This window comes from Streptomyces sp. NPDC026659 (genome assembly GCF_040638245.1).
GTDB lineage: Bacteria > Actinomycetota > Actinomycetes > Streptomycetales > Streptomycetaceae > Streptomyces.
On sequence record NZ_JBEZXY010000010.1, the window covers coordinates 209,464 to 235,105 of the forward strand.

Genomic DNA, 25,642 nt, shown 5'->3' on the forward strand with positions numbered 1-25,642 from the left:
CCCGGTCACGGCAAGAGCCGCTCCCGAGCAGCGAGGGGGGCAAGAGCCGCTGACGTACTAGCCCCGCTCCTTGTACCGCTCGCGCGCCAGCTCGCGCACGTCGCCGATCGTGCTCCACTCGTTCCCGCCCAGCCTGGCCAGGGGGCGCAGCAGACCGATGTCGGGACGGCCGTCCGTCAGCGCGTCCTCGTCGACGACCACGTGCACGACCCGGCCGAACACCACCGTCGAGTCGCCCAGACCCAGCGTCGCGTGCAGCACGCACTCGATCGCCACCGGCGAGTCGGCCACCCGCGGCGGACGCACCTTCAGCGAGGGCTCGCGCGTGATGCCCACGGCGTCGAACTCACCCTCGTCGCGCGGGAAATCGGTCGCGGTCGCGTTGATCTCGGCGAACAGCGGCTCCGGGGCGAGGTTGACGACGAACTCCCCGGTGGCCTCCACGTTGTGCAGCGAGTCCTTCCGCCCGACGGAGGTGAACTGCACGATCGGCGGATCGGTGGAGGCGACGGTGAAGAAGGAGTGCGGAGCGAGGTTCGCCGTCCCCCCGTCCGCCGACAGGGTCGAGACCCAGGCGATCGGCCGGGGCACGACCACGGCGGTGAGCAGCTGGTAGAACGAGCGCCGGTCCATGGACTCGGGGGAGTAGTCGACACGCATGACAGCACAGTAGGCCGCGATCGCCGCCACCGCGCAGGTGGGCGTCGGTGTCAGTCCACCGGCCAGGTGTGCACCGGGGCGTTGAGATGCATGTAGTCGATGTACGTCTCGGTCATCCGCCGCAGCGCCTCGTGACGGCCCGCCTCGGAGGTGGCGTCGAAGCGGTGGAACACCTCCTTCTGCCACACCGCGCCGTTGCGCGCCGTGACACAGCGCTGCTCGATGATCCCGAGCAGCGGCTCCCGCCACGCCGCGTCCATGCCGGACAGCTCAAGGCCCCGGTGCGCCAGCGGCAGCAGTCGGCGCAGGACGAGTTCGGGCACGGGGACCTCGCCCATGCCCGGCCAGTACAGCAGCGCGTCGATGCCGTTGCGGGCCGCCGTGTGCAGGTTCTCCTCGGCCGCCGCGAACGACATCCGCGACCACACCGGCCGGTCCTCCTCCACCAGGGCGCGGGTCAGGCCGTAGTAGAACGCGCCGTTGGCGAGGGTGTCCGCGACCGTCGGTCCCGCGGGCAGCACCCGGTTCTCGATGCGGACGTGCGGCTTGTCGTGCGCGACCGCGTAGACCGGGCGGTTCCAGCGGTAGATGGTGCCGTTGTGCAGTGTCAGCTCGCCCAGCTCGGGGATGTCGCCCCGGTCCAGCGTCTCGCCGGGGTCCTGCTCGTCGCAGAGCGGCAGCAGGGCCGGGAAGTAGCGCAGGTTCTCCTCGAACAGGTCGAAGACGCTGTTGATCCACCGCTCCCCGAACCACACCCGGGGCCGCACCCCCTGGACCTTGATCTCCTCCGGGCGGGTGTCGGTGGCCTGCTCGAACAGCGGGACACGCGTCTCGTGCCACAGCTCCCGGCCGAACAGGAACGGCGAGTTGGCCGCCAGCCCCACCTGCACCCCGGCGATCGCCTGCGCCGCGTTCCAGTACGGCGCGAACTCCTCGGGCGAGACCTGGAGATGGAACTGGGTGCTGGTGCACGCGGCCTCCGGGGTGATCGTGTCCGCCCAGGCACGCAGCCGGTCCACGCCGTCCACCTCGAGGCGCAGGTCCTCGCCCCGGGCCGCGAACACCATGTCGTTGAGCAGCCGGTAGCGCGGGTTCTCCGAGAGCGACTTCTCCCCGACGTCCTCCTGCCGCAGCGTGGGCAGGATGCCGATCATCACCAGGCGCGCGCCCACCGAACGGGCGCGGTCCTCCGCGTGGTTGAGGGCGCCGCGGATCTCCGCCTCCCAGGCGTCCGGGCCGCCCGAGGTCAGTCCGCGCGGCGGCACGTTGATCTCCAGGTTGAACCGGCCCAGCTCGGTCGACCAGGCGGGGTCCGCGATCGCCTCCAGCACGTCGACGTTGCGCATCGCCGGTTCCGCGCCGGAGTCCACCAGGTTCAGCTCGATCTCCAGGCCGACCCGCGGCCGCTCGGACTCGAAGCGCGACTCGCGGAGCATCTGCGCGAACGCGTCCAGACACTCCTGCATCTTGATCCGGTACCGGCGGCGGTCCTCGCGGGTGAAGACGAGCGCCGGGACGTCGCGTCCCATCGGCCCTCCTGGATTCCCTCCTCGGACACCTGTTCCACCCCAGCGTCGCACCACCCGGGCCGCTCCACCACGCGGACCGGAAGGCACCGCCGACCCTCCCCGGGCGCTACGGGGAGCGGCCCCGGGCCCGCTATGGTGCGCGCCTCCGGCCCGCTACTCCGGCTCCAGCGCGCGGGCCACCAGCAGCGCCACGTCGTCGTGGTCGTCCGGGTGCCGCAGCCCGTACAGCAGCAGGTCGCAGGTCTCCTCCAGGGGACGGGCGGGCTCGTCCAGGAAGGTCAGCAGCGTCCGGAGCCGGTCGTCGATGGCGTGCTGCCGGGTCTCGACCAGCCCATCGGTGTACAGCACCAGCAGATCGCCGGGCGCCAGTTCGACCGTGGTCGCCTCGAAGGGCACCCCGCCCACCCCGAGCGGAGCGGCGGTCGGCAGGTCCACGAACCCGGCCGGTTCGCCGGGCCGGGCCAGGGCGGGCGGCAGATGACCCGCGTTGGCGATGGTGCACCGCCCGGTGGCGGGGTCGTACACCGCGTAGAGACAGGTGACGATGTAGTGCTCCAGATCGCAGGTGATCTTGTCCAGGTGGCGCAGGATCGACTCCGGCGGCAGATCCAGGTCGGCGTAGGCGCAGGTCGCGGTGCGCAGCCGGCCCATGGTGGCGGCCGCGTCGATGCCGTTGCCCATCACGTCGCCCACCACCAGCGCCGTCCTGCCGTCCTCCAGCGGGATCACGTCGTACCAGTCGCCGCCGACCTCGCTCGTGGACTGCGCGGGCTGGTAGCGGGAGGCCAGCTCCAGGCCGGTGTGCCGGGGCGAGTGGTCGGGCAGCAGACTGCGCTGGAGGGTGAGCGCGGTGTTCCGCACGCTCTGGAACCAGCGCGCGTTGTCGATCGCCACCGCCGCCCGCCCGGCGATCTCCGCCGCCAGCACCACGTCGTCCTCGTCGAACGGCAGCGGATTACGGGTCCGCTTCAGGTCCAGCGCGCCCAGCACCTCGCCGTGCGCGATCAGCGGCACGGCCAGATACGAGTGCACCCCGGCCTGCGCCAGCAGCTCCCCGGCCGCCGCGTCCCGCGCGATGCGCGGCAGGTCCTCGGGGCCGACCCGGGCCACCAGCACCGGACGCCCGGTGTGCACGCACAGCGTCACCAGCCGGTCGCCCTCGTACGCCGCGAGGTCCCCGGGCGGGTCGGCGGCGCCCAGCGCCTCCGTGGAATGGGCCGCCTTCAGCGCCAGCGCCCGGAACAGCTCGGGCCCCTCGTCGGGACGGCTCGTACGACGGCAGGCCAGCGCGGAGTCCAGCACGTCCACCGCCACCACGTCCGCCAGCTCGGGGGCCGCCACCTCGGCCAGCTCGTCGGCGGTCTGCTGCACCTCCAGCGTGGTCCCGATCCGGGCCGAGGCGTCCGCGATCAGCGCCAGCCGCCTGCGCGCCCGGTCCGCCTCCCCGGCCGCCCGGTGCCGCTCGGTCACGTCCACCACCGAGGCGGCCGCACCCAGCACCCGCCCGCGCGGATCCTCCAGGCGGTAGAACGACAGCGACCAGGCGTGCTCGTGCTCGGGATCGCCCGGCAGCCGCCCCACGTGGTACTGGTCGAGCAGCGGCAGCCCGCTCGCGAGCACCTGGCGCAGCGCGGACTCCACCGTGGCCACGTCCGGGAACGGCATCGTGTCCCGCAGCCGCCGCCCGATGTGTTCCGAGGCCGGCATCCCGTCGATCCGCTCCAGCGCCGGATTGACCAGCAGATAGCGCAGATCCGGGTCGAGCAGCGCGAGCCCGATGGGGGACTGGTTCACCAGCCGCTCGCACAGCGCCAGATCGGTCTCCACGCGCTGGAGCAACGTGTGGTCGGCGGCGATGCCCAGGGCGTAGACCTCGCCCACGTCGTTCAGCAGCCGCATGGTGCGGAACTCGGTCAGCCGGATGGAGCCGTCCTTGTGCCGTACCGGGAAGGTGCCCGCCCAGCCCCGGCCCGTCCGCAGCACCTCGGTGAACAGGTTCACGGCGGCCTTCAGCTGGGACCGGTCGATGAGCAGCCGCGCGGCGTACTGGCCGAGCGCCTCCCCGGCGCTGTAGCCGAACAGGTCCTCGGCCTGAGGGGACCAGAAGACGATCCGTCCCGAGGGCTCCAGCGCCACCGCAGCCACGCTCAGCATGTCCAGCAGACCGGTCGTCGGCAGCGGCTGCCCGGAGCGGTGCCCGTCGTCCGCCAGGAAGGAGTCCACTGCCATCCCGCCACCTCCACCGCCGGTACGAGCGCCGTACCTCCATGCTGCCTCCGCCGCCGGGGCGCGCGCACCGCAGGAGCAAGGGCCGGGCGCGGCTCAGCCCTTGTCGGTGTCGGTGTCGGGGTTCGCCTCGCCGGGGTCCTCTCCGTCCCGGTCCGCGTCGTCCCGGTCCGCGTCGGCCTGGTCCGCGTCGGCCCGGTCCGTGGCGGGCTCGTCCTCGTCGTGCGACGGCAGCCAGTGGTGCTCGCAGAACCAACGCCCGAACAGCGCGCCGCCGTACACGACGAACCCGACCCCGATCAGCCAGGACGACACCACCAGCACGGTGCCGACCGCGCCGTAGCTCAGCGCGTTGGTGACGATCAGCGGGGTGAAGACCAGGGTGGAGAAGGCCCGCAGCCCGGCGAGTCCGACCACGGTGGCGAGCGCGCCCGGCAGCAGGAGGTACCAGCGGACCTGGCCGCCGAGCAGGAACCACGGGCCCCACCAGAAGAACAGCACCGTGGTGAGGGTGGTGAGAACGACCCGGGGGGAGCCGTGCAGCGACACCTTCGTCTGCACCTCCTGGTACAGGTACGCCATCAGCACCGCCAGCCAGGTCGCCTGCCGCCAGACCCGGTGCCAGGGACCGGCCGGGAGGCTCCACACGCGCTCGAAGGCGTTCTGGACGCTGCCGCCGAAGGACACGCCGAACAGCGCGAGCATGAGGATGCTCCACGCGCTGGTGGTGCCGATGACCTCGCGCGGGGGGCTGAACACGTCCGTCAGCACCTGCGCCGACGTGCCGGAGAGCCCCATGCCGTCCGCCAGCCACGACGCGAAACCGCCCCGCACCAGCGGATCGGCCGCCGCGACCACGATGAGCAGCGGGGCGAGCGTGACCAGGGAGAGTGTCGCGAAGCCCATCGCGCGGTGCATCAGCTCCAGCTCGCGGCCACGCCGGAGCAGGGCGGGCAGCCCGACCCACTCCCAGGCGCGGTGGAGGCCGCGCCGCCACTGGCTCACGCTCTCGACTCCCCTGCACACCGCACGCGGACCGACTCCGTCTCCTGCTCCGATCATCCGCCCGGGCGGCACGGGGCGCCCGGCCGCGGGGCCTTGAGCGGGCCAGAGTGGTGAACGGGTGTGTCGTACGGGTCAGTGGGCGGGGCGGTGCGGGCTCTCGTAGGTGTCAGGAGGGCGACCCGTCCGGAGTCTCTTCCTTCTCGTCCGGCGGATATGTGATGCGGCCGTCCTCGACGTGTGCGTGGCGGTCCAGGGCGGCCGGTTTCGTCGACGTGGCCGACATGATGTGGTCGACGTCGGCGCCCGCGACGAGCAGCGCGTCCGTGATCAGTCTGCGGTGGCAGCGCCAGGGCACCGCCTCGCTGCACATGATGGCGGGCCTGCCGTGCTCGGCCAGCTCCAGCAGCTCGTCGAGGCCCTCGTGGAACTCGTCGGTGGCCATGTGGTCGGCGTAGTCGCGGAACGCCTTGACCCGCCAGGCCCCGTTGGGGGTCGGCACGTCCTTGGGCGTGTACCGCCGACCGCCCAGCTTGGGGATCCACCGGTACTCGATGTCGTCCGGCAGGGCCTCGACGATGGCGTCCTGGTTCCACTGCGGGAACTTGCGCGAGGACGGGAAGGAGCGCACATCCACCAGATGGGTGATGCCGTTCTCGCGCAGCATCGTCACCACGTCGTCGAAGTCGCGCGTGGAGTGCCCCACCGTGCAGACGCGGTTCCGTTCACCGCCCTCGCGCCGTGCCTCGGCCTTGCGTGCCTCGGCCTTGCGTTTCCCGGGCAAGCCGGGCCGTCAGACCTGTACGGGCCGCACGTGGACGCGGCCGCTGACGACCTTGACCTCCCAGTCCGGCTCGTGCACCGAGGCCGGACCCCGGACCGCCGCTCCGTCGTCCAGGCGGAACTCGCTGCCGTGCCACGGGCACTGCACACACCCGTCATCGGTGACCTTGCCCTCGTGGAGGGGGCCGCCGGCGTGGGTGCAGGTGTCCGAGAGCGCGTACACCTTGCCGTTGTGCCGTACGACGACGACCGGCACGCCGTCCGCGTCGCACCGCACGAGCTTGTTCTCGCTCAGGTCGGCCAGCGGCGCGACCTCGGTCCACTTCGCGGCGGGCTCCTGGAACGCGGTGTGGCTGACGCCGACGCCGTCGACGAACGACAGATGGCCGCCGAGGTAGGCGGCACCGGCCGCGATGCCCAGGCCCAGCAGGCTCAGCGCGGCACCCGCGCGGTTGTGGCCCGCGTGGCGCACCAGCCAGGAACCGGCCTGCACCACGGTCGCGGCGGAGTTGCCCACCGCGTGCACCAGACCGACCCGCTGCTGTGGGCCGTAGGTGTCGGCCCAGTCGGACGCGCCGGTCGCCGCGGCGGGCACCGTCGCGAGCAGCCCGAAGCCGATGAGGCGCCGCGCGGCGGCGGCACCGGACTGTCCGGCCGTCAGGTCCAGCACGGAGGCCATGCTCCACGCGCCGATGGGCAGGTCGGTGAGCATGGGGTGCAGCGCGTGGCCGAACCATGTGCCGGACAGCGCGTCCTTGACCGGGGCGCTGCGCGTCACGCGCCCCACCAGACCGGCGGCCTTGCTCGCCGGGCCGTCGAGAACCTGCAGGTTCCCGATCTCGTTGATGGCGTCCTCGACCAGCTTTGGCATGACAGTCGCTCCTCGTCGCGGCGGGCGGACATCGGGCGGGCGGACATGACGAGCGGCCTCCCGGGCGCTTCCGCCTCATGCTCCCACCGCCCGGGTACCCCGGCCACCGGAGCATGTGCGCGGCGGGGAGGGGGAGTTCGGGAGGGGGAAGCGCGCAGGGGACGAGGGTTCCGGTGCGGGACACGGGTCGTACGGGCTCAGTCCCGCCCCCACCGCCTCAGTCCCACTCCCACGCCTCAGTCCCGCTGCCACGCCTCCGGGCCGCCGCCCCGCCACTCGACCCAGGCACCGGCCTCGACGTCCGACGCCTCCACGTCCTCCATCCCCGCCCGGCGCAGGAACTCGGCCACGTCCAGCAGGGTGTACGCCATCCCCACGAACCGGTCGCCGACGCGCACCCGGCGTCCCCCGTCCTCGGCGGGCGGGTACACGACTACGGGGGGTGGGGCGGCCATGTTCCCAGCGTGGCCCGGGAGGCGGTCGGCCGCACGCGCGGCTACTCCACGGCGGGGTCCTCCTGGCTGCACCGCACCGCGGTCTTGACCGCCTCCTCCAGGCGGTCGCGGTCCTCGCCCGTCGCCGTCGCGTACGTGGTGATCGCGTCCTGCACGGCGTCGTAGACCGCGCGCCAGCGCTGCCGCTGCGCGTCGTACTCGGCGCCGGTGAGACCGGCCAGCCGGGCCCGCTCGATCTCGGCGGAACGCTCCAGCGCGATCAGGCTGTCGGGGATGTCTGCCACGAGGGGATCGTAAGCCGGGGGCGGGCGGCTCGCGCCCCGGAAGGCGAGGAGTGCCTCCGGGCCGTGGCACGCAGTCGTGGCACATATCCGTAGCTGCCGTGGCACATATCCGTAGCCGAAGGCCCGATGGATGGGGCCGGGATCTTTCTTTCACCTGATCGGGTGATTGACCAATCCGCCGGACCGCCGGGACCGGATTCCCCGTGTGAGGGATGAGGAGAAGGACGAGCGAGGGCCGCGAGGTCCGTACCCGATGGGCGGGCCGGTCGCGGGGTGTGCCGTGCCGACGGCGACCGGACGTGCGGCGGCGGGCGTCCGTCCGCCGACACGTCCGGCGGCCGTGGACGGCGCGGTACGGGACCGGGGTGCGGCTCCGGTCCGGCGGTGCGGCATTCCCGCCGTGCCGCCCCGGCGACGGCGGCCCTCGGGGTGGCTCCGGTGCGAGAGCGGCGTGCCGGGGCCGCGCTCGTCCTTCTCTTCCTCTTCGGGCTCTTCTTCGGGCTCTTCGGACTCCTCGGGTCGAGCCTCCAGCGCCCTCCATGTTTTTCCGTCGCCCTTCGAGAGGACCGATCCATGCGTCACACCGCCGTCGTCGGCAGCGGCGTCGCCGGGCTCACCGCCGCCCACGTACTGGCCCGCTCGCACCGCGTGACCCTCTACGAGGCCGACGCCCGTCTCGGCGGCCACGCGCACACCCACGACCTCGCCCGCCCCGGCGGTGGCCCCCCGTTGCGGGTGGACTCCGGCTTCATCGTGCACAACCGCCGCACCTATCCGCACCTGCTCCGCCTCTTCCGTGAACTCGGCGTCGCCACGCAGGAGTCGGAGATGAGCATGTCCGTGCGGTGTGAGGGGTGCGGTCTGGAGTACGCCGGGGCGCGCGGCCCGCGCGGACTGTTCGCCCAGCCGTCCAACGCGCTCCGCGGCCGGTATCTGCGGATGCTCGCGGAGATCCCGGCCTTCCACCGGGCGGCCCGCGACCTTCTCGTCCACGACGACGGAGGCGAACCCGCGCTCACCCTGGGGCAGTTCCTCGACCGCGCGGGCTTCTCCCCTTATTTCCGCGCCCACTTCATGACCCCGCTGGTCTCGGCCGTCTGGTCCTGCGACGCGCAGACCGCCCAACGCTATCCGGCCGCCTACCTGTTCAGGTTCCTCGACCACCACGGGATGCTCTCCGTGAGCGGCTCCCCGGTGTGGCGGACCGTCATCGGCGGTTCCCGCACCTACGTCGACCGGATCGCGGCCCGGCTGCACGAGGTCCGTACCGCCACTCCCGTACGCACCGTGCTGCGCCACACGGACGGGGCCGAGGTGATCGCCGGGGACGGCGGCACGGCCGCGTACGACCACGTGGTCGTCGCCGTCCATCCCGATCAGGCGCTGCGGCTCCTCGGGGACGCCACCCCGCGCGAGAAGGAGGTCCTCGGCGCCTTCCGCTACTCCCGCAATCCCACCCTGCTGCACACCGACACCGCGTTGCTGCCCCGCGCCCGGGCCGCCCGCGCCTCCTGGAACTACCTGATGCCCGCCTGCGACGCGGGCGCGGACCGGGTGCGGGTCAGCTACGACATGAACCGCCTCCAGCGCCTGGACACGACGGAGCCCCACATCGTCACCCTCGGCGGCGAGGACCGGGTGGCCCCGGACCGGGTGCTGGCCCGGATGACGTACGAACACCCGGTGTACACCACGGAGTCGGTCGCCGCCCAGCGGCGACTGCCCGAACTCGCCACCGGCGTCACGGCGTTCGCGGGTGCCTACCACGGCTGGGGGTTCCACGAGGACGGCTGCCGCAGCGGAGTGGAGGCGGCGGCCGCGCTGGGGGTGCGCTGGTGACCCTGCCCGACGTACCCGCGCTGTACCCCTGCACGATCCACCATGTGCGCAGGGCGCCTATCCGGTACGCCCTGCGCCACCGGACGTACCTGTGGCTGGTCGACCCCGACCGGCTGCCACAACTCCCCCTGTTCGCAAGGTCGTTGGCGCGATTCCGGGCCCGCGACCACTTCACCGGCGAGGCCCCGACGATCCGCGCCGCGCTCGACGGCTTCCTCGCCGGGCACGGCATCGACCTGGCGGGCGGCCCGGTCGCGATGCTCACCCACGCCCGCGTCCTCGGCCACGTCTTCAACCCGCTGACCCTGTACTGGTGTCACGGCCCCGACGGCACCCCGCGCTGCGTGGTCGCGGAGGTCCACAACACCTACGGCGGCCGCCACGCCTATCTGTTGCACCCCGGCCCGGACCAAGTCGCCGCCACCAAGAAGGAGTTCTACGTCTCGCCGTTCTTCCCGGTGGACGGCCGCTACGAGATGCGGCTGCCGCTGCCCGGCGAACGCCTCCATCTGTCCCTGCGCCTGGACCGGCCCGGCGCCCCGCCCTTCACGGCCACGGTCCACGGCACCCGGCGCGCCGCCACCCCGGCCGCGCTGCTGCGCCTGGCCCTGCGCCACCCCTGGTCCACCCTCGCGGTCTCGGCCGCCATCCGCTTCCACGGCATCCGCCTGTTCCTGCGCGGCCTGCCGGTACGGCCCCGCCCCGGCAGCCACCACCGTCACCCGGAGATCCCCACATGACGACAGCCGACCACCGCCCCGATACGCGCGCCCGTATCCCGCGGGCCCGGGGCAGCCGCGCCCGGACCACCGAGGGCGTGGACCCGGCCCGCTGGCCCGACGTGGCCGCCGTACCCCGCGCCTCCCGGCCGGTGCGGGCCGTCGCCGCCGCCGTCGTACGCCACGCGCTGCGCCGACTGCCCCTGCGCGTCCGGCTCGCCGGGGGAGACACCCTCGGCCTGGGCGGCCCGCTGATCGAGATCCGGGACCCCGACGCCTTCCACGCCCGCGTCGGCACCGGCGGACTCATCGGCTTCGGCGAGTCGTACATGGCGGGGGAGTGGGACGCCCCCGACCTGGTGAGCGCTCTCACCGTGCTCGCGGCCCACGCGGCCGAGCTGGTCCCGGCCCCGCTGCAACGCCTGCGCGGCCTGTGGGCCCCGAGGCAGCCGGCCGCCCGCCGCAACACCGCCGACGGCGCCCGCGACAACGTCAGCCACCACTACGACCTGTCCAACGACCTCTTCGCCCTCTTCCTGGACGACACCCTCAGCTACTCCGCCGCCGTCTTCCGGGGCTTCCCCGCCGAGTGGTCCCTGCTCGCCGCCGCCCAGCACCGCAAGATCGACCGGCTGCTCGACCTGGCCGCCGTGGGCGAGGGCACCCGGCTCCTGGAGATCGGCACCGGCTGGGGCGAACTCGCCCTGCGCGCCGCCGCCCGGGGCGCCCACGTCACCTCCCTCACCCTCTCCCGCGAACAGCGCGAACTCGCCCTGCGCCGCGTGCGCGAGGCGGGCCTCGGCGACCGCGTCACCGTCGAACTGCGCGACTACCGCGAGGCGCGCGGCACCTACGACGCGATCGTCAGCGTGGAGATGATCGAGGCCGTCGGCGCCGAGTTCTGGCCCGTCTACTTCCGCACCCTCGAAGCGCGCCTCGCCCCCGGCGGCCGGGCCGCCCTCCAGGCCATCACCATGCCCCACGACCGGATGCTGGCCGCCCGGGACACCCACACCTGGATCCAGAAGTACGTCTTCCCCGGCGGCCTGCTGCCCTCCGTGGAGGCCGTCGAACAGACCGTGCGCGAGCACACCGGCCTTGCCGTCGCCCGCCGCGACTCCTTCGGCCCGCACTACGCCGAGACCCTGCGGCTGTGGCGCGAACGGTTCACCGACCGCGCCGACGAGGTCGCCGCTCTCGGCTTCGACGCGGTCTTCCGGCGCCTGTGGACCTTCTACCTCGCCTACTCCGAGGCCGGTTTCCGCTCCGGCTACCTCGACGTCCAGCAGTACCTGCTCACCAAGGAGAACCCGGCCCCATGAGCACGACATCCCCGAAGCGGCCCGGTGCCGCCCACCGGATCGCGGACCTCGCCGAGGAGGCCGTAGGCACCCGGCTGCCGGTCCGGCTGCGCGCCTGGGACGGCAGCGAGACCGGCCCGCCCGGCACCCCCGTGGTCGTCGTACGCTCCCGGCGCGCCCTGCGCCGACTGCTGTGGCAGCCCGGCGAACTCGGCCTCGCCCAGGCGTACGTGACCGGCGAGATCGACGTCGAGGGCGATCTCGCCGAGGGGCTGCGCGCCGTAGGGGCCGCCGCCCGCACCCGGGGTACGCGGGCCCCGCGCCTCACCCTCGCCGACCGGGCCCGCGCCGCCGTCGAGGCCGTACGGCTCGGCGCCGTCGGACCACCGCCGCCCGCACCCGCCTCCCAGGCCCGGCTGCGCGGCGCACTCCACACGAGGTCCCGCGACCGCGCTGCGATCAGCCACCACTACGACCTGTCCAACGACTTCTACCGGCTCCTTCTCGACGACACCATGGCCTACTCCTGCGGCTACTGGACCGACGAGGCGACCGACGACACCGCTGCCGTCCGTGCCCAGCGCGCCAAGCTGGAGCTGATCTGCCGCAAGCTCGGACTGCGCCCCGGCGCCCGGCTGCTCGACATCGGCTGCGGCTGGGGCTCCCTCGCGCTGTACGCCGCCGAGCGGCACAAGGCACGGGTCACCGCCGTCACCCTCGCCCGCGAACAGGCGGCCCACGTCCGCGAACAGGTCCGCGAGCGGGGCCTCGCGGACCTGGTCGAGGTGGTGTGCCAGGACTACCGCGACATCACCGGCTCCGGGTACGACGCGGTCGCCACCGTGGAGATGGGGGAGCACGTCGGCGACGCCGAGTACCCCGCCTTCGCGGCCGCGCTGCACCGGCTGGTGGTGCCGGAGGGCCGGGTGCTGGTCCAGCAGATGTCCCGAGGGCACCGCGCGCCGGGCGGCGGCGCCTTCATCGAGGCGTACATCGCACCCGACATGCACATGCGGCCGCTCGGCGAGACCGTCGGGCTGCTGGAGGACGCCGGACTGGAGGTGCGCTCGGTGGAGTCGCTGCGCGAGCACTACGTGCGCACCGTGGCCGCCTGGCACCGCACCCTGGAACGCCGCTGGGACGACGTCGTACACCTGGTCGGCGAGGAGACCGCCCGCGTCTGGCGGCTCTACCTGGTCGGCGGGGCGCTCGCCTTCGAGGAACGGCGCATGGGCGTGGACCAGATCCTCTGCGTCCGCCCCTCGGACACGGGCGCGAGCGGACTGGCGCGCCCCGAGGGCGCCGACTGGTACCGGGGACTGGAGCAGTCGTGACCGGCTTCGCGTGGGGCGCCTTCGCCTCGAACCTCGGCTGGGCGGCGGCGACCGCCCTCGGCGCCATGGCCGTCACCTTCGCCGTCGCGGTCCGCAAGGGCGTGCACCGGGTCGTGGACATCGCCTGGGGCGCCGCCTTCACCGCCGTCGCGCTGGTGACCCTCGCCGCCTCGGCAGGGGAGGGCGACACGGCCCGGCGGATCCTCGTCACGGTCCTCACCGCCGTCTGGGGGCTGCGGCTGGCCGTACACATCGCGCGCCGGAGCCGGGGCCACGGCGAGGACCCGCGTTACGCCGCCCTCCTCGACAAGGCCCCCGGCAACCGCAACCTCTACGCCCTGCGGATGGTCTACCTCCTCCAAGGCGCCCTGGTCTGGCTGGTGTCGCTGCCCGTGCAGGCCGCCCCGTACGCGTCGCCGTCCGTCTCCGTCCTGGCCTGGCTGGGTACGGCCGTGTGGGCGCTCGGCATGTTCTTCGAGACCGTGGGCGACGCCCAACTCGCCCGCTTCAAGGCCGACCCCGCCCACCGGGGCCGCATCATGGACCGGGGCCTGTGGCGACTGACCCGGCACCCCAACTACTTCGGCGACTTCTGTGTCTGGTGGGGCCTCTTCCTCGTCGCCTGCGACGGCGGCTGGGCCCCGGCCGTGGTGTCCGTGATCTCCCCGGTGGTGATGAGCTTCCTGCTCGTCAACGGCAGCGGGAAGCGGATGCTGGAGCGGCACATGGAGGGGCGGCCGGGCTGGGACGCGTACATGGCCCGCACGAGCGGGTTCTTCCCGAGGCCGCCGAGGAAGCAGTAGACGTTGGGGTGTTGGGGTGTTGGGGTGCTTGGGTGCCGGGGCCTTCGCGCGGGCGGGGCCGGGGGAGGTGCGGCAAGGAGGTGCGGCCGCCCGCCGGGTCGGGGCCGCGCCCGCTCGCGGCCTGGCCGGAGCTACGTCGGAAGGCTCAACACGGTGACGGGCGCGGTGGTCGGCCGGCGTGAACCGCCCGCCGGTTCCACCGTGACGCCGACCCCCGAGGCCCCGGCCACGGGACCCCGCATCAACACGGTCTGGCTGCGCAGCGCCGGGTTCATCAGGCCGGCCGACCGCATCGTCCCGCCGTCGTCGAACCACAGCTGGTACACCTTGCCGTCCGGCGGCGCTGGCATCCCCGAGGCCATGAACACCGCCCGGTCCCGGTCCGCCGACACCACCACCGTGCCCGTGCCGCCCGCCACCCGCACCGTGCGCGACTTGGCGTCGGGCGCGGCCAACACCCCCGCCACCTGGTCGGCCCGGACCTCTGCCACGGCGGCCCGCCGCGTGGCGTCCTGGGCGCGCTCGTACTGCCACAGCGCCGCGCCCCCGAACCCCGCCGCGACGGCGACGGACGCGGCCAGCGCCCACGCGAGCGGCCCGCGCGCGCGTCGCCGCCCCGCTGTCCGGAGCCGCGCGGCCGGAGCGGTACCGGGCGCCACCTGACGCACCGAGGCGATCCGGCGCAGCACCTCCGCGCGCAGCGCGGGCCGCACCGGAACCGTCGCGGCGAGCCCCAGCCGCGCCGCCGTCGCCTCGAACTCCGCGACCTCCAGCGCGCAGGACGCACAGTGGGCCAGATGCCGTTCGACACCGGCGCGCTCGTCATCGTCCAGGGCGTCCAGCGCGTAGGAACCGGTCAGGGTGTGCGGATCGGCCGTGCTCACGCGGACACCCCGAGACAGTCGCGCATCCGGATCAGCCCGTCGCGCAGGCGCGTCTTCACCGTGCCCAGCGGCAGCGCGAGCGCCTCCGCTACCTGACGGTACGTCAGCCCCCGGTAGTAGGCGAGCGTCAGCGACTGCCGCTGAAGCTCCGTCAGCGTACGCAGACACCGCCGCACCTGCTCCTGTTCCAGCCGCGTCTCCACCTGCTCGGTCACCTCGTCGTACTCGGGCGTGCGGTCCAGCAGCGCCGCCCTCGTGTCGCGGGCGGCCGCCGCCTCGACCGAGCGCACCCGGTCGACGGCGCGCCGGTGGGCGAGGGTGAGGATCCAGTTGATGGCGGTGCCCCGCTCGGGCCGGTAGCGCGGGGCGGTGCGCCACACCTCCACCAGCACGTCCTGTGCGACCTCCTCCGACTGCGCCCGGTCGCGCAGCACCGCGCGCACCACCCCGAGCACCGGCCCGGCGACCGTGTCGTAGACCGAGGCGAACGCCTCCTGGTCGCCCAGCGCCACCTCGTGCAGCAGCCGCTCCAGATCGGGCTCGGCCGCCGGGTTCCCGCCGATGTACACGGCTTCCTTCACAACGGTCCTCCCAGCGCACGGCGGTGCCCGGACCCGCCGCCCGTGACGAGTGCGTTCCCGGCGGGCTCGGGCCATTTCCGCCTCATGCCCCTACTTCGCCCCCGCACGCGCCGTGGATGCACCACCGGCGGACGGGTCTTCGCACGTCACCCCGCAGCAGGACGCATCAGTGGACGAATTCGGGGAATCTGCCTCACACCTGTGGCCCGGCCGGGTCCGAGGGAACACGTTCAAGGGAACAGAGGACACACCGGACCACCGAGAGGACCTGGTCATGAGCATCCCCAACGCAGAGACGGGCCGCCCCGGCGAGCCGCAGCGGGCGGCCACCGACCTCACCGCCGGCAACACCGGCATCGGTGAACCGGCCGCCACGCGCGGCAAGACCTCCATCGCGGACGTGGTCGTCGTCAAGATCGCCGGCACGGCCGCACGCGAGATACCCGGCGTGCACGCCATGGGCGGCGGCCTGTCCCGCACCATCGGCGCCGTCCGCGACCGGGTGCCCGGCGGCGGCTCGAACGTCGGCCGGGGCGTCAAGGTCGAGGTCGGCGAGAAGCAGACCGCCATCGACCTCGACCTGGTCGTGGAGTACGGCGTACCGATCGGCGAGGTCGCCCGCGACGTCCGCGAGAACGTGATCCACGCCGTGGAACGCATCACCGGACTGGAGGTCGTCGAGGTGAACATCGCCGTCAACGACGTGCACCTTCCCGACGACGACGAACCCGAGCCGGAGACCACGCCGCGTGTGGCGTGACCCGGCACCGGCCCCGGCGGACCGAGCGGTCGCGGGTGGCAACGACCGGCCCGGACGGCGACGACCGGCCGGACGAAGAGGAGACGGAAGATGGACAGAGCGCTGATGGGAATGATCGCCGGCCTGGCGCTGGCGTTCGCGGGCTGGTTCGGCGGCTTCGGCGCGTTCGTGCTCGTGGCCGCGCTCGGCGCCCTCGGCTGGGCGGTGGGCCACTGGGTCGACGGCGGCGGGCGCGCCCGGGACCTGCGGGACACCTTCCAGCGGGGCCGTCGATGACCGAGCCGCACCCCCGCGGCACCGCCGCGGTCCCGGAACAGGCCGTCCGCCGCATCGCCGGCCGGGCGGCCACCGAGGCACACCCTGACGGCACCGTACGCGTCACCGGCACCGCGGCCGCCGTCCACGGGCGCCGCACCGAGATCGCGCTCGACGTCGCCCTGCCCTACCCGGAGCCCCTCGCTCCGCTGGTCCGCCGTATCCAGGACGACGTGACCGCCCGAACCGCCGAACTGACCGGCCTCGACGTGTCCCGGGTACGCATCGGCGTCACCACGCTCACCCCCGCCCCCGGCCCGGTGCCGCCCGATCCCTCACCGGCCCCGGCCGACGCACCCTTGTCCGGCTCACGGCCGCCCCGCCGCTGGTGGGCACAGCGCCGCTTCCCCATGGGCATCCTCACCCTCCTCGCCACCCTGGCCTTCGGCCTCCTCGCCGCCGACCTGATCCTCGTCCACACCGGACACCGCCCGGCCGCAGCCTGGCGCACCGGCACCCTGCACTGGCTCTACGGCCACAGCCCCGGCGAACCGCTCGTCACCGTCGCCGGCATCTGCTGCGCGCTCCTCGGCGCCTGCCTGCTCCTCCTCGCCGTCACTCCCGGCCGCCGCAACCTCCTCACCACCGCCTCACCCGCCCCCGGCGCCGACCTCGCGATCGACCGTTCGGCCGTCGCCGCCCTGCTCCGCGACGCCGCCACTGGAACCGACGGCGTCACTGGGGCGAGGGCGCGCGTCGGACGCCGCCGCGTGACCGTACGCGCCGGCCTGACCTCCGGCGACCGGACCACCGCCCAACTCCGGATCACCCGGGCCGCCGACCAGGTCCTCACCGACTGCGGGCTGCGTCGGCCACTCCGGCTGCGGGTCACGGCACGGCATCGGCGGGGACGGGCCGCAGCACCGGCACCGACTCCGGCTCCGGCACCCGCAGCGACCCTGGCATCCGCAGCGACTCTGGCATCCGCACAGGCTCCGGCACCCGCAGAGACCCCCGCACTGGCTCCGGCTCCCGCGTCATCGGCGACCCTCGCCACCCCGCCCACCCACGCCCTCGTGGGAGGCGACCTCTGATGCAGACCTTCCGCTCCCTCCTCAATCGCACCGTCCTCGCCGTCACCGGTCTGGCCCTGCTGGTCGGTGGTTGCTGGCTCGCGCTGAGCGGTACCGGCACTCCGGCGGCCGGCCTGCTGCCCGCACCGGCCGCCCCTCACGCGTTCCTGACCAGCGCCCGCCTCGACGGACTGCGGGCGCAGGGCTGGTGGGCGCCCGGTGTCATGGCCGGGTCGTTCGCCGCGACGGCACTGTGCGCGCTCTGGTGTGCCCGTCAGTTCAGCGTCGGCGGCGGTTCCCTGCTGCCGCTGCCCGGCACCGGCGGCACCGTCCGCACCCGCGCCCTGGAGGACGCCCTCAACCACGACGCGGCGGCCCTGCGAGGTGTCGCCCGCTGCCGTACCCGGGTGATCTCCTCACGTGGGCGGCTCACGGTCCGGCTGCATCTGTGGCTCCGGCCGGGGATCACCCCCGCCGCCGTGCTGCCCGGCCTGACCAGGCTCATCGGGCGCGCCGAATCCGCCACCGCCCCCTGTACCGTCCACAGCCGAGTCCGGCTCAGCCACCGATCCCACCGGGTACCGCATGTCCGTTGAACACCGGGCGCCCGACGCCTCCCGCCCCCGCATCACCTCCGCTTCCCGGGCCGCGACCTGGGGAGCCGCGCTGCGCCGTACCCCGGTGGCCATGTGGCGGGACGACGTGTCCGACCACGCCGCCGCGCTGACCTACTACGCGATCCTGACCGTGCTGCCCGCCATGCTCGTGACGGTCATCGCCACCGCGTTGTTCAGCCCCGGCACGGCCGAGCGGTTCATCGCCCAGGTCGCGGCGTACGCCCCCGCCGAGTCCGGCGGCGAACTCCACGACACGCTGGCCCGGATGCTGCGCGCCGACTCGGCGGTCTGGCCCCTGCTCGTCACGGGAACCGCCAGCGCACTGTGGTCCGCGTCCAGCTATCTGGCCGTCTTCCGGCGCGCCCTGCACCGGATGTACCGCATGGAGGACCGGCGTTCTCCCTGGCGGCGCGCGCACCGCATCGTCCTGACCGCGCTGGCCCTGCTCGGGCTGCTCGTCGCAGGCCCGCTGGTCCTGCTGCTCACCGGGCCCGGCGCGGAGGCCGTCGGCTCCTTCTTCGGCCTCGGCGTCACGGCCGCCCTGGTCTGGCGCCTGCTGCGCTGGCCGCTGCTGCTGTGCCTGGCGGTCGTTCTCGTCGTGGTCGTCTTCCGCACCGGCCCGGCACCCGCCCGCAGGCGCGGGCACTCGCTGCCCGGCGGTTTCCTCGCTGCGGCCCTCTGGCTCACCGCCTCGGGCGCCTTCGCCCTGTATGCCTCCGCTCTCGGCACCTACAGCCGTCTCTACGGCTCTCTCGCCGGGTCCGTGGTCTTTCTGATCTGGCTGTGGCTGTCCAACCTGGCGCTGCTCACCGGCGCGCAGTTCACCGCCGAACTGAACAAGGCCGAGCCTGGACCGGCCGACTGAGCGCGGGCGTATGCGGGCCGGATCGAGCAGATGCCCCGCGACGCCGCCGAGGACCAGCCCTGCCGCGATCAGCAGCGCCTCCGCCAGCACGATCCCCGCCGCCAGCAGCACACCTCCGGCGACCAGCACCCACCAGTACCGGGCGCGGTGGGGCGGGCGGCGGACGCGCGCGCCGGACGGGAGCCGGGGAGCGGCACGGCCGAGCAGCACCTCGTCGTCGTACGGGGTCATGACTCCTCCTCGCCTCGCGCTTGCCGGCCGGTCCTGCACGCGGATCTCCGCGCACCACCAGGATTCGCCCCACCCGCCCTCCGCCACCATCGGGTACGACCCCCATTCGCCCCGGAGCCCATCCCTCACCACCTCGGGGTCGCGGGCCGGGTGGCCACTCGTGTGGGGGACAGGCGTGGGGGGACGCGCCCGTTCCCCCGGATGGGGGCCGCCACGGATGGCGGGGCATCCGACCCGCGCCCACGCTGGACGATGAAGCCCCTCGCGGCCGCCGACCGCGCCCCCGAGCACCCCCCCCAGCAACCCCGAGACGGACCCCCGAGAAACCGCCCCCGAGACGGGCGCCCGAGAGACCAACCCCGTGAAGTCCCGAGCCCCAGCCCCAGCCCCAGAGCCCGGAGGAGGTGACCCGCGATGCCCCTGTTCTGGCGGATCTTCCTGCTCAACGCCGCCGTCCTCGTCGCGGCCGCCGCCCTGCTGCTCGGCCCCGTCACCGTCTCCACGCCCGTCCTGCTCACCGAGGCCGCGATCCTCACCGCCGGACTCGCGGCCATGCTCGTGGCCAACGCCGTACTGCTGCGCATCAACCTCGCCCCGCTGCAACGCCTCTCCCGCGCCATGACCACGGCCGACCTGCTCCGCCCCGGAGTACGGCCGCCGGTCGGCGGGCACGGCGAGATCGCCGAGCTGATCACAGTCTTCAACGCCATGCTCGACCGCCTGGAGGACGAGCGGGCCACCAGCAGCGCCCGCGCCCTCTCCGCCCAGGAGGCCGAACGCCACCGCGTGGCCCAGGAGCTGCACGACGAGGTCGGCCAGACCCTCACCGCCGTCCTGCTCGAACTCAACCGCGCCGCCCGCCAGGCCCCGCCCGGACTGCGCGAGGAGCTCCAGCAGGTGCAGGAGACCACCCGGGCCGGACTCGACGAGGTCCGCCGCATCGCCCGCCGACTGCGCCCCGGCGTCCTGGACGAACTCGGCCTGACCAGCGCCCTCAAGGCCCTCGCCGCCGAGTTCTCCGGACCCGGCCTCACCGTCCGCCACCAGCTCGGCGCCGACCTGCCCCAGCTCGGCCACGAGAGCGAACTCGTCCTCTACCGCGTCGCCCAGGAAGGACTCACCAACGTCGCCCGGCACGCCCGCGCCCACCACGCCGAACTCACCCTCCGGCACACCCCCACCGGGGTCGAGCTGCGCGTGCGTGACGACGGACGCGGCACCGGCGGCGCACCCGAAGGCGCGGGCCTCAGGGGAATGCGGGAACGCGCGCTGCTCATCGGCGCCGACCTGGCCGTGGGCCCGGGCCCCGACGGCGACGGCACCGAAGTCCTCCTCACCGTCCCCGTCCGCAGCCACCGCCCCCGCCCGGAGCCGCTGTCATGACCGACCCGGCCCCCACCCGCATCCTGCTCGCCGACGACCACGCACTGGTACGGCGCGGCGTCCGCCTCATCCTGGAGGGCGAACCCGACCTCATCGTCGTCGCCGAGGCGGACGACGGCGCCGAGGCCCTGACCCAGGCCCGCGAACTCCGGCCCGACCTGGCCGTCCTCGACATCGCCATGCCCCGGCTGACCGGCCTCCAGGCCGCTCGCGAGCTGTCCCGCACCCAGCCGGAGACCCGCATCCTCATCCTGACGATGTACGACAACGAGCAGTTCTTCTTCGAGGCCCTGGCCGCCGGTGCCTCCGGCTACGTCCTCAAGTCCGTGGCCGACCGCGACCTCGTCGAGGCGTGCCGCGCCACCATGCGCGGCGAGCCCTTCCTCTATCCCGGCGCCGTCAACGCCCTCATCCGCGACTACCTCGACCGGGTGAGGGACGGCCGCACGCTGCCGTCCCGCGTGATCACCGGCCGCGAGGAGGAGATCCTCAAGCTCGTCGCCGAGGGCCACACCTCGCAGCAGATCGCCGACATCCTCGTCATCAGCCCCAAGACCGTCGAACGCCACCGCGCCAACCTGCTCCAGAAACTTGGCCTCAAGGACCGCCTGGAACTCACCCGCTACGCCATCCGCGTCGGTCTGATCGAACCCTGAGCCCCACCCCCTGACGCCCTAACGCTCGGCGTCGGCTCCCACGGTCTCCGCCGAAGCCTTCTCGGCCGCCGAGGCTTCCTCGCCGTACGCGCGCGTGTCCGCCGTCTTCGCCGGGTCGGCGGACACCGGGTCGGCGCACACCGGCTCGGCAGTCTCCGCGGGCCGCCCTGCGCCTGCGAAACCGAGCGCGCCCAGCACCCGGGCGAGCAGATGCGCCCGGGCCGCGATCACCGGACCCAGCACGGCCAGGACGAGGACGTATCCGGCGATGAACGACGGCAGCCGTCCGTCAAGGCCCGCGCCCACCGCCATGGCGGCCAGGATCAGCGCGAACTCCCCGCGCGCGACCAAGGTCGTCGCGATGTCGGCGGCGTGCTCGGGGCCGTAGCCGTAGGAGCGGGCGACGAGCAGTCCGGCGATGACGTTCATGACGATGGTCAGGGCCGCCGCCGCGGCGACCGGACCTGCCACGGAGGCCAGCCGGGCGGGGTCCAGGGCCAGCCCGAACGCGAAGAAGAAGATCGCCGCGAACGCGTCGCGCAGCGGATGCACCAGCTGCCGGATGCGTGGCCCGGACGAGGTGCCGGCCAGGATCAGGCCCACCATGAACGCGCCGATGGCGTCCGCGACCCCCAGCAGCTCGGAGACCCCGGCGACCAGGACGGCCGCGCCGAGGAAGCTGATCACCAGCAGTTCGTTGTCCCGGACCCGGATCAGACGCCCCACGAGCCGGGTGCCGTAGCGGGCGGCGGCCGCCAGCACCAGCAGGAACGCGAACGCCTTCGCCGCCTGGAGGATCGTCTCCGTGACACCCTCGGCGCCGCCGATGACCGGCTGGAGCGCGGCGAGATACAGCGCCAGGAAGAGATCCTCGACCACGATCACGCCGAGGACGAGCCGCGTCTCCGGGCGGCTGATCCGGCCCAGATCGATGAGGATCTTGGTGACGATGGCGGAGGACGAGATGCCGAGCACACCGGCCAGCACCAGCGCCTCCCGCGCACCCCAGTCGAGCGCGAACCCGAAGCCGAGGCCCGCGCCCACGTTCAGCAGCAGATAGATCCCGCCCGCCGTGAGCAGCCGTCTGCCGCCCCGGCGCAGGTCCTTCAGCTGGAACTCCAGCCCCAGGTAGAACAGCAGCAGCACGAGCCCCAGCGCGGACAGCATCTCGAAGTCGTGCGGGTCCGACACCAGGACCAGACCGGGGGTGTGGGGACCGAGCAGCAGACCGGCCAGCATGAACAGCGGAATGGTCGGCACGCCGATTCTGGCGCCGAGGCGGGCGAGGAACGCGGCGGCCAGGAAGGCGCCGCCCATGGCGAGCAGGGCATCGGCATGTCCCACGGGCCACCGCCTTCCCCTGGCCGTCGGTCGAGGTCACGTGCCGCCGTCGGTCGAGTCACGTGCGTGACGCCGAGGTCACCCGCACGACATCGAGGTCACGTGTCATGACACGGTCGCACGGGCCGCGCGGCGCCCACCATCGGTGACGACACCCATCTACGGCGAGGTACGACACCCATCTCCGCGGGGAGGTACGGCGCTCCTCTCCGCGGGAAGGCACGACACCGGTCCCCACGAGGAGCCACGACACCCGTCCGGCCGAACGCCCCGCCCCGCCACCCCCGCAACTCCCGCACCCCGTCCGGTGAACGCCCCTGCGAACGCCCCGCGACGAATTGCCGACCCGTGCCGCCCGTGTTTCGTTGGGTGCTGAGCGATCCCCGCCCGGGGGCGCACGGCCGGCTGGAGGAACAGTGGCAGCGCAGAAATTCGTCCAGATCATCGCCTTCGAGACCGACCGCATCGACGAGATGCGCACCCTGGCCATGAAGATCGAGGAACGCTTCGGCAGCAAGGAGCACGGCCCCAGCTACCAGGCCGTCCTCAAGGACCGCAACCAGCCGAACCGCTACTACGAGGTCCTCCAGTTCGACTCCTTCGACGAGGCCGCGCGCAGCCGCCAGAACCCCGAGTCCCGCGAGTTCGCCGAGCGCATGGCGGCGCTCTGCACCAGCCCGCCGTCCTTCCTGGAGTGCGACGTGCTGGAGGAGTCCCGGTGAGCCGACCGGGACTCCCGGCCTGACGTATGGTCCACCGCCTACAGCAACCGCCACAGGTGGTCGTCCGTGCCGTTGTCCGCGAACTGCACCACCTGCGCGCTGTTCGCCGTGGACATCCCCGACACGCCGAGCACCTTCCCGCTGTGCTTGTTCAGCAGGAGGAACCAGCCGTCGCCCTTGTCCACCCGGCGCCACAGATGGTCGTCGGTGCCGTTGTCCTCGTACTGGACGACGATCGCGCTGTCGGCCGTGGACATGCCGTCCACGCCCAGCACCTTGCCGCTGTGCCCGTTGCGGACGAGGAACCAGCCGTCGCCCCGGTCGACCAGCTGCCAGGCGTGATCGCCGGTGGGCGTGTTGTCGTACTGCACCACCCGCGCGCTGTTGGCGGTGGACATGTTGTCCACGGCGAGCACCTTGCCGCTGTGCTTGTTCTGGACGCGCCGGAAGGGCGGTTCCGGTGTCCAGGGGCGGCCGTCCGGCGCGGCGGTCGGGAAGCTGCTGATCCGGAGCCGGGCCGCGCCCATCGGGACGAGCGTGATGCTCTCCACGGGGGAGTCGGAGCGGGCCGGGCTCCGCTGGAGCGGGGCGACCACGTGCTCGTCGTCCGCGACCCACTCGGCGACGCGGCGGGCCCGCGCCGTCATCCGCACGGGCGTGCCCTCCTGGGTGAAGGGGTTGGCCGCGACCGGGCCCCCGCCGCGGGTGAACTCGGGGGTGCTGCCGGGAACCAGGCCGTAGTTCCAGGGCGTGGTGGCGTGCACCTCGTACTCGGGGAAGGCGTCGTCTCCCGCGTAGCGCACGTAGTTCTCGCCGATCCGCAGGGCGTAGGTGAGAGGACCGCGCTCGACGCTCACCGCGTCCTGGCCGGCGCTCCAGGTGCGCAGTACGGTCCGCTGGGGGAGCCGTAGCGTCACCGTGTCGCCGTCCGACCACTGGCGGTCCACCACCGTGAAGGAGGGACCGGGCTGCGCGGCAACGGCCCTGCCGTTTACGGTGAGTTGAGGCTCCGCGCACCAGCCCGGCACCCGCAGGTGGAGCGGGAAGCGCACCCGGCGCGGGGTCGCGAGGGTGAGGCGGACGGTCTCGCCGAAGGGGTAGTCGGTGTCCTCGGTGATCGTGACCTCGGTGCCGCCCGCCACCGTCGCGCGCACCGTGCAGGGGGAGTAGAGGGCGGCGGCCAGTCCGCCGCCGGGGGCCGCGAGCCAGAGTTCCTCGTTGAAGTACGGCCATCCCATGCCGTAGTTGTGGGGGCAGCAGCGGTACTGGTCGACACCCGGCTGGAAGGACTGCATGGCGAAGCCGTTCTGGAACTGCCCTTGCGTCTTCGTCCTGTTGTCGAGGTCGACGCTGTTCGCGCTGGTGACGTAGTGCACCGCCCGGCCCGCGGGGTCGAGGGCCGCGGGCAGCAGATTGAAGGCCAGTTCCTCGCAGCGGTCCGCCCACACAGGGTCGCCCGTGATCCGGGTCAGCAGCTCGTGGCTGGCCATGAACTCCACGATGCCGCAGGTCTCGAAGCCCTGCCTGGGATCGCCGAACCCGGGGCGGATGTTCTCGTCGCCCGCGAAGCCACCGCCGGGGAACTGGCCGTAGGAGCCCATCACTTGGTCGTAGACCTGGTAGGCGGCCCGGGTGTCGGCCGTCGAGCCGGAGCGACGGGCGTACTGGGCGCCCTCGCGGAAGCCCTGCGCGATGTTGACGTTGTGCGGGGTGGGCAGCGCGCCGGTCCAGGCGGCGCCGTAGCCGTGCATCTTGTCGGCCAGGTCGAGGAGGAAGGCGTCGCCCGTGCGGTCGTACAGCCACAGGGCGACGTCCAGGCCGTCGCCCCAGCGGTAGGAGACCCAGCTGTGGTCGAACGCGCCCTTGCCCTGCGCGTTCATGAAGGTCAGGAAGCGGGTCAGGAACGGCGCGATCCGCGCGTCGCCGCTGTACTCCTCCCAGGTGCGCAGCGCCATCAGCAGCGGCAGGAACGGCCAGAAGTCGGGGCCGCCGTCCAGCGAGGTGCGCAGCGCGCGGGGGCCGAAGAAGCCGTCGGACTGCTGGGTGGCCAGGACCGCGTCGATCCAGCGCCGGGAGTTCGCCAGCGCGTGCTCGTCGCGGGTGGCGATGGCGAGTGGTACGTAACCCCGCAGCCAGTACGGCAGTTCCTCCCAGCCGGGGTTCTCCGGATGCACCCAGCCGGTGGTGGTGAAATCGAGGAAGTGCGAGCGCTGTTCGTACTGTCCGAACAACCCGTCCAGCAGAAGCCGGAGTTGGCCCGCGAGCCAGCCGCGCGCGGTGATGCTGCCGGGGCGCAGCCGGGTGAAGGCGGCGGGCGCGAGCGCGCGGGGGGAGCGGCCCGCGGCGGCGGCAGCGGGGGCGAGGCGGACGGACAGCGCGGCCGAACTCAGCGCCAGGGCGCCGCCGGTGAGGAAATGACGTCGGTGGAGAGGCATACGGCGCTCCTGAGGAGTGGGGGAGAGAAAGCG

At 73.4% G+C, this 25,642-nt stretch carries 25 protein-coding genes; 13 read left to right on the top strand and 12 right to left on the bottom strand.

Going from position 1 to position 25,642, the window contains the following annotated elements; genetic code table 11:
* Positions 1 to 57: 57 nt before the first annotated feature.
* The 8 genes from AB0E91_RS24950 to AB0E91_RS24985 all read right to left on the bottom strand — a co-directional run bounded on the left by AB0E91_RS24950 (position 58) and on the right by AB0E91_RS24985 (position 7,810).
* Complete coding sequence (locus tag AB0E91_RS24950; protein ID WP_361786006.1) at positions 58 to 660, bottom strand: flavin reductase family protein; 603 nt, start codon at positions 658 to 660, stop codon at positions 58 to 60.
* Positions 661 to 710: 50 nt separating this feature from the next.
* The gene (locus tag AB0E91_RS24955; protein WP_361786009.1) at positions 711 to 2,189 is read right to left on the bottom strand and encodes a glutamate--cysteine ligase; all 1,479 of its coding nucleotides are present in this window, start codon (positions 2,187 to 2,189) and stop codon (positions 711 to 713) included.
* Positions 2,190 to 2,342: 153 nt separating this feature from the next.
* Positions 2,343 to 4,418 (bottom strand): SpoIIE family protein phosphatase, encoded by a 2,076-nt coding sequence (locus AB0E91_RS24960; RefSeq protein ID WP_361786012.1) that lies wholly within the window; start codon positions 4,416 to 4,418, stop codon positions 2,343 to 2,345.
* 93 nt (positions 4,419 to 4,511) lie between these two features.
* Positions 4,512 to 5,420, bottom strand: coding sequence for a ribonuclease BN (locus AB0E91_RS24965; protein WP_361786015.1), 909 nt, complete (start codon positions 5,418 to 5,420; stop codon positions 4,512 to 4,514).
* A 166-nt stretch (positions 5,421 to 5,586) separates the two neighbouring features.
* Complete coding sequence (locus AB0E91_RS24970) at positions 5,587 to 6,123, bottom strand: DUF488 domain-containing protein (protein WP_361786224.1); 537 nt, start codon at positions 6,121 to 6,123, stop codon at positions 5,587 to 5,589.
* 87 nt (positions 6,124 to 6,210) lie between these two features.
* Positions 6,211 to 7,071: a Rieske 2Fe-2S domain-containing protein gene (locus AB0E91_RS24975; protein ID WP_361786018.1), complete on the bottom strand. Its 861-nt coding sequence runs from the start codon at positions 7,069 to 7,071 to the stop codon at positions 6,211 to 6,213.
* Between the two features lie 236 nt (positions 7,072 to 7,307).
* Complete coding sequence (locus AB0E91_RS24980; RefSeq protein ID WP_161182509.1) at positions 7,308 to 7,526, bottom strand: hypothetical protein; 219 nt, start codon at positions 7,524 to 7,526, stop codon at positions 7,308 to 7,310.
* A gap of 41 nt (positions 7,527 to 7,567) precedes the next feature.
* Positions 7,568 to 7,810, bottom strand: coding sequence for a hypothetical protein (locus AB0E91_RS24985; RefSeq protein WP_343245786.1), 243 nt, complete (start codon positions 7,808 to 7,810; stop codon positions 7,568 to 7,570).
* 573 nt (positions 7,811 to 8,383) lie between these two features.
* On the opposite strand from AB0E91_RS24985, the gene AB0E91_RS24990 reads away from it, so the two are divergent.
* From AB0E91_RS24990 to AB0E91_RS25010, 5 genes are read left to right on the top strand one after another with little or no spacing between them, the layout of a single operon-like run.
* Complete coding sequence (locus tag AB0E91_RS24990) at positions 8,384 to 9,649, top strand: FAD-dependent oxidoreductase (RefSeq protein WP_361786022.1); 1,266 nt, start codon at positions 8,384 to 8,386, stop codon at positions 9,647 to 9,649.
* A complete protein-coding gene (locus tag AB0E91_RS24995) occupies positions 9,646 to 10,389 on the top strand; it encodes a DUF1365 domain-containing protein (protein WP_361786025.1) in 744 nt (247 codons plus the stop codon). Before AB0E91_RS24990 ends, AB0E91_RS24995 begins: the two co-directional genes overlap by 4 nt.
* Positions 10,386 to 11,690, top strand: coding sequence for a cyclopropane-fatty-acyl-phospholipid synthase family protein (locus tag AB0E91_RS25000; RefSeq protein ID WP_361786028.1), 1,305 nt, complete (start codon positions 10,386 to 10,388; stop codon positions 11,688 to 11,690). Before AB0E91_RS24995 ends, AB0E91_RS25000 begins: the two co-directional genes overlap by 4 nt.
* Complete coding sequence (locus AB0E91_RS25005; RefSeq protein ID WP_361786031.1) at positions 11,687 to 13,003, top strand: cyclopropane-fatty-acyl-phospholipid synthase family protein; 1,317 nt, start codon at positions 11,687 to 11,689, stop codon at positions 13,001 to 13,003. Before AB0E91_RS25000 ends, AB0E91_RS25005 begins: the two co-directional genes overlap by 4 nt.
* On the top strand, positions 13,000 to 13,806 hold the full coding sequence (locus AB0E91_RS25010) for a DUF1295 domain-containing protein (RefSeq protein WP_361786034.1): 807 nt from the start codon (positions 13,000 to 13,002) through the stop codon (positions 13,804 to 13,806). The genes AB0E91_RS25005 and AB0E91_RS25010 overlap by 4 nt, the downstream gene beginning before the upstream one ends.
* 131 nt (positions 13,807 to 13,937) lie before the next feature.
* On the opposite strand, the gene AB0E91_RS25015 is transcribed toward AB0E91_RS25010, so the two are convergent.
* Positions 13,938 to 14,690, bottom strand: coding sequence for an anti-sigma factor (locus tag AB0E91_RS25015; protein ID WP_361786037.1), 753 nt, complete (start codon positions 14,688 to 14,690; stop codon positions 13,938 to 13,940).
* Positions 14,687 to 15,271 carry a sigma-70 family RNA polymerase sigma factor gene (locus tag AB0E91_RS25020; RefSeq protein ID WP_199588102.1) on the bottom strand — a complete coding sequence of 195 codons (585 nt, stop codon included), beginning with the start codon at positions 15,269 to 15,271 and terminating at the stop codon, positions 14,687 to 14,689. The genes AB0E91_RS25015 and AB0E91_RS25020 overlap by 4 nt, the downstream gene beginning before the upstream one ends.
* A gap of 274 nt (positions 15,272 to 15,545) precedes the next feature.
* On the opposite strand from AB0E91_RS25020, the gene AB0E91_RS25025 reads away from it, so the two are divergent.
* The 7 genes from AB0E91_RS25025 to AB0E91_RS25055 all read left to right on the top strand — a co-directional run bounded on the left by AB0E91_RS25025 (position 15,546) and on the right by AB0E91_RS25055 (position 21,111).
* Positions 15,546 to 16,031 (top strand): Asp23/Gls24 family envelope stress response protein, encoded by a 486-nt coding sequence (locus AB0E91_RS25025; protein WP_361786040.1) that lies wholly within the window; start codon positions 15,546 to 15,548, stop codon positions 16,029 to 16,031.
* A gap of 90 nt (positions 16,032 to 16,121) precedes the next feature.
* On the top strand, positions 16,122 to 16,307 hold the full coding sequence (locus AB0E91_RS25030; protein ID WP_202485264.1) for a hypothetical protein: 186 nt from the start codon (positions 16,122 to 16,124) through the stop codon (positions 16,305 to 16,307).
* Positions 16,304 to 17,380, top strand: coding sequence for a DUF6286 domain-containing protein (locus AB0E91_RS25035; RefSeq protein ID WP_361786043.1), 1,077 nt, complete (start codon positions 16,304 to 16,306; stop codon positions 17,378 to 17,380). Before AB0E91_RS25030 ends, AB0E91_RS25035 begins: the two co-directional genes overlap by 4 nt.
* Positions 17,380 to 17,955, top strand: a complete 576-nt coding sequence (locus AB0E91_RS25040) for a hypothetical protein (RefSeq protein WP_361786046.1) — start codon at positions 17,380 to 17,382, stop codon at positions 17,953 to 17,955. The genes AB0E91_RS25035 and AB0E91_RS25040 overlap by 1 nt, the downstream gene beginning before the upstream one ends.
* Positions 17,945 to 18,841 carry a YihY/virulence factor BrkB family protein gene (locus tag AB0E91_RS25045; RefSeq protein ID WP_361786049.1) on the top strand — a complete coding sequence of 299 codons (897 nt, stop codon included), beginning with the start codon at positions 17,945 to 17,947 and terminating at the stop codon, positions 18,839 to 18,841. Before AB0E91_RS25040 ends, AB0E91_RS25045 begins: the two co-directional genes overlap by 11 nt.
* A 645-nt stretch (positions 18,842 to 19,486) precedes the next feature.
* Positions 19,487 to 20,455, top strand: coding sequence for a HAMP domain-containing sensor histidine kinase (locus AB0E91_RS25050; protein ID WP_361786052.1), 969 nt, complete (start codon positions 19,487 to 19,489; stop codon positions 20,453 to 20,455).
* Positions 20,452 to 21,111 carry a response regulator transcription factor gene (locus AB0E91_RS25055; RefSeq protein WP_361786055.1) on the top strand — a complete coding sequence of 220 codons (660 nt, stop codon included), beginning with the start codon at positions 20,452 to 20,454 and terminating at the stop codon, positions 21,109 to 21,111. Before AB0E91_RS25050 ends, AB0E91_RS25055 begins: the two co-directional genes overlap by 4 nt.
* A gap of 18 nt (positions 21,112 to 21,129) precedes the next feature.
* Here AB0E91_RS25055 and AB0E91_RS25060 read toward each other — a convergent pair whose 3' ends face one another.
* Positions 21,130 to 22,455, bottom strand: coding sequence for a cation:proton antiporter (locus AB0E91_RS25060; RefSeq protein WP_361786058.1), 1,326 nt, complete (start codon positions 22,453 to 22,455; stop codon positions 21,130 to 21,132).
* Positions 22,456 to 22,868: 413 nt separating this feature from the next.
* Here AB0E91_RS25060 and AB0E91_RS25065 point away from each other — a divergent pair, with 413 nt between their 5' ends.
* Positions 22,869 to 23,174 carry a hypothetical protein gene (locus tag AB0E91_RS25065; RefSeq protein ID WP_361786061.1) on the top strand — a complete coding sequence of 102 codons (306 nt, stop codon included), beginning with the start codon at positions 22,869 to 22,871 and terminating at the stop codon, positions 23,172 to 23,174.
* 38 nt (positions 23,175 to 23,212) lie between these two features.
* On the opposite strand, the gene AB0E91_RS25070 is transcribed toward AB0E91_RS25065, so the two are convergent.
* Positions 23,213 to 25,609 carry an RICIN domain-containing protein gene (locus AB0E91_RS25070; protein ID WP_361786064.1) on the bottom strand — a complete coding sequence of 799 codons (2,397 nt, stop codon included), beginning with the start codon at positions 25,607 to 25,609 and terminating at the stop codon, positions 23,213 to 23,215.
* Positions 25,610 to 25,642 lie beyond the last annotated feature (33 nt).